Consider the following 9,927-nt stretch of genomic DNA (forward strand, 5'->3'; position numbering starts at 1 on the left):
ATTCGTGCATGGCGCTCCTTCGTGCCCGTTCCGCCTCTATCGTTCATGCTTATAGTAGCCCAAGAGTTATTCGCGCGTAGGTATCGATGCGTCAACGGCGCGAATGACTCCTAGAAAAAGCAAAAAGGCCCGTCGATCTCGACGGGCCTTCACCATCAGAATAAGGCTACTTCGATTTCTTGGCCTTCTTGATGCCGAGCTCGGCAGCGCGTTCCTCCGCCTCTTCCGCGTCAAGCTCCTCGTTCTGCTTCTTGATGCGGTTTCGCAGGACGACGCGGGCGATGAGCAAGCTGCCTTCGTACAGCACCAGCAACGCCGCGAACATGAGCAGCATGGTGATCGGCGAAGCGTCCGGCGTGGCCATGGCCGAGACGACCATGAGCACGACGTACACCGTGCGCCAGCTGCCGCGCAGCTTCTTGTACGGGACGATGTCGAAGATGACGAGGTAGAACACGATGAGCGGCAGCTCGAACGCAAAGCCGAAGCCCAGCTCGAACTTGATGATCATGTCGATATAGGTCGACGCTCGCGGCACCACTTCGCCCAGACCTGCAGCCTGATCCGTCAGCCACTGAAACGCGGGATCGAGAATAATGAGATAGCAGAAGATCGTGCCGAATATAAACAAGCTCACGGCCGCGGCAAACGTGGGAACGAACCACTTGCGCTCGCTCGGCTTGAGCGCCGGCAGAAAGAACGCAAGAATCTGCCATAGGATAACGGGAGAACAAGCAACGACCGAGGTCCAGATCGATATCTTGAAACGAGTCGCAAACGCCTCGAACGGATCGAGCACGATCGTGCCCGCCAACAAACCATCGGTACCCTCCGGCAGATACGGAGAAATCGGCTGAAGCAAGAACTGGCTGATAATAGGCGTTGCCATGTAGAACACGACCACGGCGATGGCAAGGCAAGCGATGATGCGCACCAGGCGCATGCGGAGCTCGCCCAGGTGATCGAATAGGGGCATTCGTGCCGGTCCGACGGGCATGGCTTACTCCCCCTTCTCGTTCTTGTTGGCCTTGGCGGCCGCTTCGGCGGCTGCCTTCCTGTTCGCCGCGCGCGTTGCAGCGGCCTTCTTCGCCGCGGCAGAGCGTGCGGCAGCCTTCTCGGCATCGGTCTTGGCCGTAGGCTTCGCAGCGCTCTTGGAAGCGGCGGCGGCTTTCGCAGCCGTCGGCTTGGTAGCCGGCTTCTTAGCGGCGGGTTTCGTGCCGTACAGCTCGTCGGGCGACGGCTTCGGCTTCGCGGCGGTCGACTCAGGCTTGGCGGCCGGCTTCGCAGTCTCCGCAGCCTTCGGCTCTTCCGGCTTGACGAACGATCCGTCGGGCTTGGCCACCGGCTTGGCAGCAGCGGCGGTCGCCGTAGCGGCTGCGGCCGTCGTCGCAGTCGTTTCGGCAGCACCGGCCTTCTCGGCTTCGGCGGCCTTCTTGGCTGCGCGCTCCTTGTCGTAGCGAGCCTTGCGCTCGGAGAAGCTTTCGGTCTTCTCCTCCTTGTCGTCTTTGCCGATCTCGCCGACCTTCGACAGCGCCTCCAGCGGGTTCTTGAACGGCTCATCGGACGTAGGGTCGTAGACCTCCGTCTTGAGCACCTTGTTCATTTCTTCCTGTGCGCTTCTGAACTTGTTGATAGCCTTGCCCAGCGTCTTAGCCATAGCAGGCAGCTTGTCGGGTCCGAAGATCAAAAACCCGAACAGCAGAATGAGGAATAGCTCGAATCCACCTATACCAAACAAAGCAAACCCCTTTGTGCGGTTACTCTACTCTCGACTCCGCGCCCCGTGCGCGGCAACGATTCATAGTATCACAAACACTCCCCGTCGACCCGAACGAGATAGCTCTACAGAAAAAGCATGACGGATTCTCACACGGGAAACGCGAAGGGCGTCCGCAAGCGGGAGACGCTGCGAACGCCCTTCGTCATCGGGCGGAAGCTAGGAGCCGTTCCCCAGGAAGGCGAGGGCTACGGTGGGGATGCCCAAAGCCAGCACGAGGATGACGCACACGACGATGGTGAATATCTTCTTCGTGCGCGCGGCCGCCTCGCGACGCTCCTTTTCCTTGCGCTCTCGCTCCTGAGCAGCGCGGATGCGCTCGCTTTTCTGCTGTGCCGTTAACTTCTGGTTCGTTCCCATAGATTACAACCTCAACTTACCGCGGATTTCGATGATGCGGGCGATGTTCCTGGCAACCTCGACGCCCACGTTCCATTTGTTCTTCTCGTACAGCGCGGTGCCGTTCACCATGGTCATGAGGATGTCGGCGCCGCTGCAGGTGTTGACCACGGCCGAAACCGGATCGGTGGTGGGCGTCTGATGCGATCCGGACAGATCGACCGCGATGATGTCGGCCAGCTTGCCTATTTCCAGGGAGCCGATCTTGTCGTCCAGCTTGAGCGCGCGAGCGCCGCCGATGGTGGCCATCTCCAGCATGGTGGCCGAATCCAGGAACTCGCCCACGTTCACCGCGCGCTGCACCAGCATACCGATGCGCATCTCGGTGAGCATGTCGGTGGAGTCGGTTGCGGCCGGCGAGTCGGTTCCCATGCCCAAGCGCAGGCCGGCGCGCATGAACTCGTTGATGGGAGCCACGCCCATGCCCAGCTGCGCGTTGCAGCGCGGGCACACGGCCACGGCTACATCGTACTCTTTCAGCTTCTGCACGTCTTTGTCATCCACGTGCACGCAGTGGATGGCCAGCACGTTGTCGGACTCGAACGCGCCCCAGTTCAAAGCGTAGCGCACGGGCGTCGTGCCGGTGGGCAGCCACGGCGGGATCTCCACGAAGCCGCGCTTCTGGTCCATCGTGTGCACCGAGAACGGCGACGAGCCGTACTTGATGAAGTTGTACTCTTCGCGGTTGCCGGCCACGTGCATGGCGACAGGCACGTTCTCGCGCCGAGCGAATTCGGACACCTTCGAGAACATGGACGGATGGCAGGCATACATAGCCGCGGGAGCCACGCCGATGGTGATGCGGTCGCCGTCAACCTCTTCGCGCCAATGCATGATGTCGTTCTCGGCGATGCGCATGGCGTAGTCGACGCGGCGCTTGTCCATGGCGCCCACCTCGCGGTAGATGACGCTGCGCATGCCCAGCTTCTGCGTGGCGGTGCATGCAGCGCCGGTGGCAGTGATATCGGCGACGCAGGTAATGCCGCTGGACAGCGCTTCAAGACCCCCGAGGATAGCGGAGTCGTACCAGTCGCTCACGTCCATCTTTGCGCTTTTCTCCAACATGGACGTGACCCACGTGGTATAGGGCACATCGTGCACGATGCCGCGCATCACGGAGTTCTCGAGGTGCGTGTGCAGGTCGACGAGGCCCGGCATGATAGCCGCCCGGCCGAAATCGACCACTTCTTCGTCGGGATAGCGCAGCTTGAGCATCTCGGCCGTGCCGATGTCGCGGATGACGTTGTCGCGGACAAGCACCGCGCCCTTCTGAAACGGCTCGGACGTGATGGGAAGAATGTATTGTGCGCACAAAAGCATGTCTGTCCCGCCAATCTCTTAGAATAATCGCATGATGAGTATGATAGCATTCCCGACCCGCTCTTCGGGGAAAGCACACAGGGGAATCGGCAGGCGCATGGGCGGAGTCGCTTGCTCGCGCATTGCCGCCGCCCCCGCTACGCCCGCGCGGCCAGCAGCGGGGTAATCTCGCCTTGCGCGAGCAACGTGATGCCGCGGGTGGCACGGGAAACGGTGGTGTACAGGCGACGGCGCGACAGCGGGTCGTCGGGAAACGCGCGCTCGCTGGCGTCGGGGACGATGACGTGGTCGAACTCCAGTCCCTTCGCCAGCTTGAGTGGCACCAGCACTACGCCGCTGGCGGGCAGCGTGGCGGCCGCGTCGATGAGCGCGGGAGCCGCGTCCCCCAGCTTCTTCCGCAGCAGCTTGGCCTGATGCTTCTGCGGCACCACCACGGCAGTGAGGCCGTCGTCGCCGACCGCTTGAGCAAGAACGCGCCGCAACTCACGGTCGTAATCCTGCTCGCTTGCGCACGCGATGATCTCCGGCGCGGTGTCGGCGCGCTGGATGGACGAGATGCTCAGGCGCTCGTCATCGTCCAGCAGGCTGGCGAACAGCTGCGTGATCTCGGGGGTGGAGCGGTAGCTGGTCATGAGGCGGCACTCCTCCAGCGGGCCGCGCACCTCCCGGAACAGCGCGCGCACCTGGTCGAACGTGGCGGTGCCCGGAGCGATGGCCTGGTTCTGATCGCCCAGCAACAGGAAGTGCGCGCGCTTGAAGTAGCGCGCCAGCACGGCCAGCTGGGCCACCGTGTAGTCCTGCACCTCGTCGATCATCACGTACTTCGCATCTGCGTTGCCGAGGCCCGTCAGCGCCATCTTGAGGTACAGCCACTCGACCGGAACGAGGTTCTCCACGCCCAGAAGGCGCATGCCGATGCGGTCGATGCGCAGCCAGTCGTCGTTCTCGACGGCTCGGCGCGCGTCGGCGAACCGCAAATCGACGTACTGCTGCGCCACTTCGCGCACCTGGCTCTCGTCGTGCGGGTCGAACGTTTCGCGGAACAGCTCCACCTGCTGGTCGAGGGTAAGCATCGAGATCTCGTCGAGCACTTTGTCCGAGGCCGCCAGCTGCTTCAAGCGGCTGTCCAGACGCCGCAGCAGCTCCTCGCGCATGAGCGTGACCAGGTGGGGGCCAGCAGGGATGTTTCTGAACTTGGCCGCTACTTGGAGGATTTGTCCAACCGTGACCAGGCGCTCGCCGTTGCAGTGGATCTCCTTGAAATCATGCTGGTCGAACGAGAACGTCGCGCACGCTTCGTCGATGCGCTCGAACGCGTCCAGCGACGCAGGCGCCTGTCCGCCGGACCGTTCGGGCGGCATGAGGCCTCGCAGGAACTCATCCCACGTGAGGCATTCGGGATTGCGCTCCCCCAGGTCGGGAAGCACGCCTTCAATGTAGCGCTCGAACACCGGGTTCGGCGTGATGAGGAACACCTCGCTGGGATCGAGGCTCTCGCGCTGCTGGTAGAACAGATACGCGATGCGCTGCATGAGCACCGACGTCTTCCCGCTGCCGGCGATGCCGTTCACCAGCAAGGTGGGCGCGTCCGCGTGGCGGATGACCTGGTTCTGCTCTTTCTGGATGGTGGCGGTGATGGCCTGCATCTGCGCCGTGCGGCGCTTCGACAGCGACGCCAGCAGCATGGCGTCTTGGATGGCGACGGTCGTGTCGAAGTAGGCGTTCAGCCGATCGGCTTCGATGTCGAACTGGCGGCGCAGCTTGAGATCGACGCGGATGGTGCGGCCGTTGGCCTCGTAGGACGTGGGGCCGTTCTCCTGGTTGTAGTACACCTCGGCCACCGGCGAGCGCCAGTCCACCACAAGGCGGCGGTAGTTCTCGTCGGCGATGCCGGCGGTGCCGATGTAGAGCTCCTTCGGCTCCTGCCCAGGCTTCATCTGCAGAACCACCTTGGCGAAATAAGGTTGCTTGAGCAGCACCTGGATGCTGGTCAGCTTTTCCGCATCGACGGTTTGCGCCAGGTTGTACGCGTCGATGACGCGGTTCACCGTGGCGAAGTCGGCATAGGTTTCCATGGCGTCGGCGTAGCTGGCCAGGTTCACCGACAGCTCGTCGACCATGGCCAGCTTGTCGGCGGCCGCGTCTTTGCTGTTAGCCTCCATCTTCGCCAGCAGATCGCGACCCATGGTCTGCAGCTTGGCATAGGTTTCGGTCAGATGCTGCTGCTCTTCTTCGAATACGGGGTCGAATTCCTGATCGAGTTCGGGAGTTTCATGCTCGTGTTCCAAAGGTGCTCCTCAATCTCCTTCGTGGGCTCGGGAGATTATACGCTCGCCCTGCGGAAAAAAGGAGCCTGTTCTCGCCAGGTTCCTTTCCTGTATAATAAAGACGCGCCCGAGAGGCGCACCCTTCCAATCTTTCCTGATCAACGGAGCATCACCTGTGAGCATCGATACCGCTACCGGCAAGGAAGCGCCCGCGGACATCTCGTCCGAACGCGTGAAAGACATCTTCTCCACCATCGCGAAAAAATACGAGCGGTTCAACGCCGTCTCCAGCTTCGGCGCGTACAAGACATGGCTGGCGGGCATGATGCGCCAGGCGCCCATCGACGAGAACGCCGACGTGCTGGACATCGCAGGCGGCACCGGCGATGTGACGTTCACCGTGGCGCGCGCGAAGCATCCGCGCCATATCCAGTGCACCGATCTCGTGGACGAGATGCTGGACGTGGCCCGCATGCACTATGCGGACGGCAAGGCCGAGGGCGTACCGGTTGACTTCGAGGTGGTGGATGCACAGCATATCCCCTATGCCGACGAGTCGTACGACGCCATCACCATGGCGTACGGCATCCGCAACATGCCCGAGCGCGACCAGGCGCTTTCCGAAATGTTCCGCGTGCTCAAGCCCGGCGGAGCGCTGGTGTGCCTGGAGTTCTCAACGCCGCCGAACGCCGTATGGCGCGCGCTGTACGGCTTCTACCTCAAGCACCTCATCCCCTTCTGGGGCGGCCTGATCACGGGCGACCGCGAGGGCTTCGTGTACCTGTCGCGCTCCATCAAGGCCTTCCCTAACCAGCAAGGCCTGGCAGCCATGATGGAGAAAGCCGGGTTCGAGGATGTGACCTGGAAAAACTATACCGGCGGCATCGCCGCCGTCCACGTGGCGAAAAAGCCGAAGGCGTAGACGCGGAATCGCCGCAGGCTCCCCTATCAGGATTCCACCTCGGAAACAAGACTTACAAACAAATGTTCTGCTTGATAAAATGAACTCGTACACGAGCCAGTGCAAGCGCTGCGCATAAGCACAGTCCGAAGAGGCGAAGGTGTTTCCCTTCCGCCTGACGCAACGCTTGCAAGATCCTCGCAGCCAGGGAACGAGGGGGCCGACTTAGGAACTCGCGCCCGCAAGGTAGGAAGATATATGGCACGTATCATGCATGAACGCGTACCGCTTGCCGTAATCGAAGGAGGTGAGAACATGGCAGAATTTCAACCTGATCCGTTTTTAACGTCCCTTGGGATGTCGGTCGACCAGCAACGTGCATATGATGCGTACTGCGATGCGATTGTAGACGCCTCGGAAGCCGAGATGAAGCGCACGGGGGTTACGTACACCCTCGACGAGGTCTTCGAACATGCACACGAGGAAGTCGAGCGCCTTAAGCGTGAATATCCCCGAGAAGATTGGGGGCGGCCATGTTCCCAGTAAGAACCACCGCTCGCTTCGATGTGAACATTCGGCGGATAACGCAGAACTTGTACTTTTCAGGGATCGAAGATCCCGACCAAGGCTTGAAAACAAGTCTTGTCGCCGCGCTCGTCAATGTGCGCACGTTCCCGGAAGCCTATCCTCGCACGGGCAAGGCAAGGCGACGCTTCGTCTTCGAATTCCGTTCGATTCCCCACGTGGTATTGTACGCATTCGACGGCGAGCTGGTCGTGCTGCACGATATCCACTTCGCCCGTTCGGCGCAAACGGCACACTGGCTGAGCGAGTGATCGGACGCAGTGTTCCTTCACGGCTCTGCTCGCGGAGGAACACTGCGTGACTTTAACCGACGATCTCTGCGACGGACTTGATGTCGGCTATGCGGAACAGGCGCTGCGTGGCGCCCTTCGCGCCGAACGGGGCGGGACACTCGATGAGCACCCATTCGTCGTCGGAGTCGAGGATGATACCGCGTCCTTGCGTTGACGGAGACTCGTCAGCAAAAATGCGCCCTGGCGCCCAGAGAGTGAACGCACACGCGCAACCGTGCAACTTGCGAAGCTGGGAGGCGACGAACACGGCGTTCCCCTTCTGCTCGCGCTCGAAGCGATCGGATACGCTCTCTTTCGAGGAATCGTTTTTCTTGGGCAGCCTGCTCAAAACGAAGCCGAGCTGCACGATGACGATAACCAGCAAAAGCTCCGTCACGAGATCGCCTCCTCGCACGTTGCCGCATGCGGACTATCATCCTCGTTCGGCCAAGCCAGTACGCTGTCGATGATATCGATGTCGATAAGGCGCACTGCGGTTTCCTTCTTCGACCAGGGCGCACCGCCGCCCAGCTCGTGTTCGACGCGCAGCCAACCATCGCTGACATCGAGCACGCGCGCTTTCTCGGGCATCGAAACCGCTTTGAAGATGTCGATTTCATCATGCGTATACCGATAGCAGATGCGGCATTGCTTGCCTTCCAGATGGCGGAGCACATGCAGGTCACGCGGCTTTCCAGCGGCCTGATCGGGATCGGCCACTACCACTTCCACCTCGTCGGCCACCAGATCGTCCAGGCTCACGCCGCACAGACGGGCGAGATCGGCCGCCTTGTCGAGCGACGGAGCACCCTGATCGCATTCCCAATTGGAAACGGTCTGCCGCGTCACGCCCAGCGCGGACGCCACCTCCTGCTGGCTCATCCCCCGCTTCTTCCGCAGCTTCATAAGCTTCTCGCCCACCATGCGCTGTCCCTTTCCCAACGATTCCATCGTGCACTATTCTCGCTGATCAGGGACTTGCATTGAAGCAAATATTCCCGACATTTCGTCAAATTCGCTTGGCGGGACAAGCTCCTCGTCCCGTTTAATGGGCGGCATCACCATGCACATGACGAAAACCCGAGAATCCGACTCCCCGTTTAACGCATAATGCCGGATCGCGTTCTACGACCTCGCCTCCGGTGAAGGCATCGGCTGGAAAGATCCGCGCCGTCGCGTTCCCGACGCAGACGGGGGGGCGTTCCCGCACGCCGACCCTTCCCTTGGCGAAAACACGTTCTGATGACGGTTTTGGTAGGGAAACCACCGGATCGGGTTCCCTTTCACCCGATCCGCGGAACGTTTTCCCAGTTCGAGAAACCTAAGCGGATGTCCGCAGGGGATTTTCTCTACCAAAACCGTCATCAGAACGTGTTTTGGTAGGAAGCTGGCGCGGCTCCGGGGGCGAGGAGCCTCTTCCGAGGATTATGCGCCAACCGGGGAGTCGGAATCGAGAAATCGAAAAGCGCCAAATCGCGCCAAATCGCGCCAAATGTTGTTATACTGAGTTTCCTCTGAATCACTCGGAAAGGGCGCCCATGGACGAAGCAGAATTGCGCAGCGACCTCGCAACCGGAGAGACCCCCTCCATCGAGTTCAAACGCTGCGGAAACTCGGTTGGAAGAGACACGTTCGAGACCATCTGCTCTTTCGCGAACAGCTTCGGGGGCAGCATCTACCTGGGAGTAGAAGACGATGGAAACGCAATCGGAATCCCCGAAGAGAATATCGTGCCCGTGAAAAGGAACGTGACCAACGTGGTTCACAATCCGAACGTTTTCGACCCGCCGGCCACCCTTGAGTTCGAAGACATCGTTTTCGAGGGCTCGTCGCTTGTTCGGATATGGATTCCTCCCAGTCCGTCGATCCACCGATACAAAGGGAGGATATTCGAGCGCATCGAGGACGCCGACGTTGTCGTGAGCACCGAAAGCCAGCTTACGGCTTTGTGCGTACGCAAGCAGAACATCTACACCGAGCAGCGGGTGTTCCCGTATGTGGAAGCAAGTGATTTGCGCATGGATTTGCTTCCCGCCATCCGAACGATGGCCACGGGAAAACGAACCCGACACCCTTGGAACGGCATGACCGACGAAGACCTCTTGCATTCGGCAGGGCTTTTCGGCAAGAACTTCGTCACGGGCGAAAAAGGATTCAACCTTGCAGCCGTCTTGTTGTTGGGCGATGCCGACGTCATTCGGTCGCTGTGCCCTTCCTATAAAACGGATGCCGTTGTCAGGATAAGCGACCAGGATCGATACGACGATCGCGTCATCGTCACAAGCAATCTGATAGAAGCCTTCGACCAACTCACCGGCTTTTGCACGAAACATCTGCCGGATCGGTTCCACCTTGAAGGCTCCGTTCGCGTGAGCCCTCGCGACATCATCGTTCGCGAGGTAATCT

The 9,927-nt window shown here is 60.7% G+C and carries 11 protein-coding genes; 4 read left to right on the top strand and 7 right to left on the bottom strand.

What is annotated here, in order from left to right:
* Nucleotides 1–166: 166 nt before the first annotated feature.
* From tatC to ACMO6A_RS09360, 5 genes are all read right to left on the bottom strand, one after another.
* Nucleotides 167–997 (bottom strand): twin-arginine translocase subunit TatC, encoded by an 831-nt coding sequence (gene tatC / locus ACMO6A_RS09340; RefSeq protein WP_009305194.1) that lies wholly within the window; start codon nt 995–997, stop codon nt 167–169.
* Nucleotides 998–1,000: 3 nt separating this feature from the next.
* The gene (locus ACMO6A_RS09345; protein ID WP_009305195.1) at nt 1,001–1,738 is read right to left on the bottom strand and encodes a Sec-independent protein translocase subunit TatA/TatB; all 738 of its coding nucleotides are present in this window, start codon (nt 1,736–1,738) and stop codon (nt 1,001–1,003) included.
* 198 nt (nt 1,739–1,936) lie between these two features.
* Nucleotides 1,937–2,137, bottom strand: coding sequence for a hypothetical protein (locus ACMO6A_RS09350; RefSeq protein WP_009305196.1), 201 nt, complete (start codon nt 2,135–2,137; stop codon nt 1,937–1,939).
* A 3-nt stretch (nt 2,138–2,140) separates the two neighbouring features.
* Nucleotides 2,141–3,496 carry an amidohydrolase family protein gene (locus ACMO6A_RS09355; RefSeq protein ID WP_418471142.1) on the bottom strand — a complete coding sequence of 452 codons (1,356 nt, stop codon included), beginning with the start codon at nt 3,494–3,496 and terminating at the stop codon, nt 2,141–2,143.
* 137 nt (nt 3,497–3,633) lie between these two features.
* Nucleotides 3,634–5,784 carry a HelD family protein gene (locus tag ACMO6A_RS09360; RefSeq protein WP_009305198.1) on the bottom strand — a complete coding sequence of 717 codons (2,151 nt, stop codon included), beginning with the start codon at nt 5,782–5,784 and terminating at the stop codon, nt 3,634–3,636.
* A 154-nt stretch (nt 5,785–5,938) separates the two neighbouring features.
* On the opposite strand from ACMO6A_RS09360, the gene ACMO6A_RS09365 reads away from it, so the two are divergent.
* From ACMO6A_RS09365 to ACMO6A_RS09375, 3 genes are all read left to right on the top strand, one after another.
* A complete protein-coding gene (locus ACMO6A_RS09365) occupies nt 5,939–6,685 on the top strand; it encodes a class I SAM-dependent methyltransferase (protein WP_009305199.1) in 747 nt (248 codons plus the stop codon).
* A 237-nt stretch (nt 6,686–6,922) separates the two neighbouring features.
* The gene (locus ACMO6A_RS09370) at nt 6,923–7,210 is read left to right on the top strand and encodes a GMP synthase (protein WP_226844386.1); all 288 of its coding nucleotides are present in this window, start codon (nt 6,923–6,925) and stop codon (nt 7,208–7,210) included.
* The gene (locus ACMO6A_RS09375) at nt 7,198–7,500 is read left to right on the top strand and encodes a hypothetical protein (protein WP_009305201.1); all 303 of its coding nucleotides are present in this window, start codon (nt 7,198–7,200) and stop codon (nt 7,498–7,500) included. The genes ACMO6A_RS09370 and ACMO6A_RS09375 overlap by 13 nt, the downstream gene beginning before the upstream one ends.
* 52 nt (nt 7,501–7,552) lie before the next feature.
* On the opposite strand, the gene ACMO6A_RS09380 is transcribed toward ACMO6A_RS09375, so the two are convergent.
* On the bottom strand, nt 7,553–7,918 hold the full coding sequence (locus ACMO6A_RS09380; protein WP_009305202.1) for a hypothetical protein: 366 nt from the start codon (nt 7,916–7,918) through the stop codon (nt 7,553–7,555).
* Nucleotides 7,915–8,445: a helix-turn-helix transcriptional regulator gene (locus ACMO6A_RS09385; RefSeq protein ID WP_009305203.1), complete on the bottom strand. Its 531-nt coding sequence runs from the start codon at nt 8,443–8,445 to the stop codon at nt 7,915–7,917. Before ACMO6A_RS09385 ends, ACMO6A_RS09380 begins: the two co-directional genes overlap by 4 nt.
* A 614-nt stretch (nt 8,446–9,059) precedes the next feature.
* Here ACMO6A_RS09385 and ACMO6A_RS09390 point away from each other — a divergent pair.
* Nucleotides 9,060–9,927, top strand: an 868-nt coding sequence (locus tag ACMO6A_RS09390; RefSeq protein WP_418471143.1) for a helix-turn-helix domain-containing protein, incomplete at its 3' end; no start/stop codon positions are given.

It is taken from the genome of Eggerthella sp., from assembly GCF_048329335.1.
In the GTDB taxonomy this organism is placed as follows: Bacteria; Actinomycetota; Coriobacteriia; order Coriobacteriales; family Eggerthellaceae; genus Eggerthella; species Eggerthella lenta.

Bases quoted from the DNA above. Each gene is read 5' to 3' on its own strand.
- tatC (WP_009305194.1), bottom strand. From the start codon at position 997: ATGCCCGTCGGACCGGCACGAATGCCCCTATTCGATCACCTGGGCGAG.
- ACMO6A_RS09350 (WP_009305196.1), bottom strand. From the start codon at position 2,137: ATGGGAACGAACCAGAAGTTAACGGCACAGCAGAAAAGCGAGCGCATC.
- ACMO6A_RS09355 (WP_418471142.1), bottom strand. From the start codon at position 3,496: ATGCTTTTGTGCGCACAATACATTCTTCCCATCACGTCCGAGCCGTTT.
- ACMO6A_RS09370 (WP_226844386.1), top strand. From the start codon at position 6,923: ATGGCACGTATCATGCATGAACGCGTACCGCTTGCCGTAATCGAAGGA.
- ACMO6A_RS09375 (WP_009305201.1), top strand. From the start codon at position 7,198: ATGTTCCCAGTAAGAACCACCGCTCGCTTCGATGTGAACATTCGGCGG.
- ACMO6A_RS09385 (WP_009305203.1), bottom strand. From the start codon at position 8,445: ATGGTGGGCGAGAAGCTTATGAAGCTGCGGAAGAAGCGGGGGATGAGC.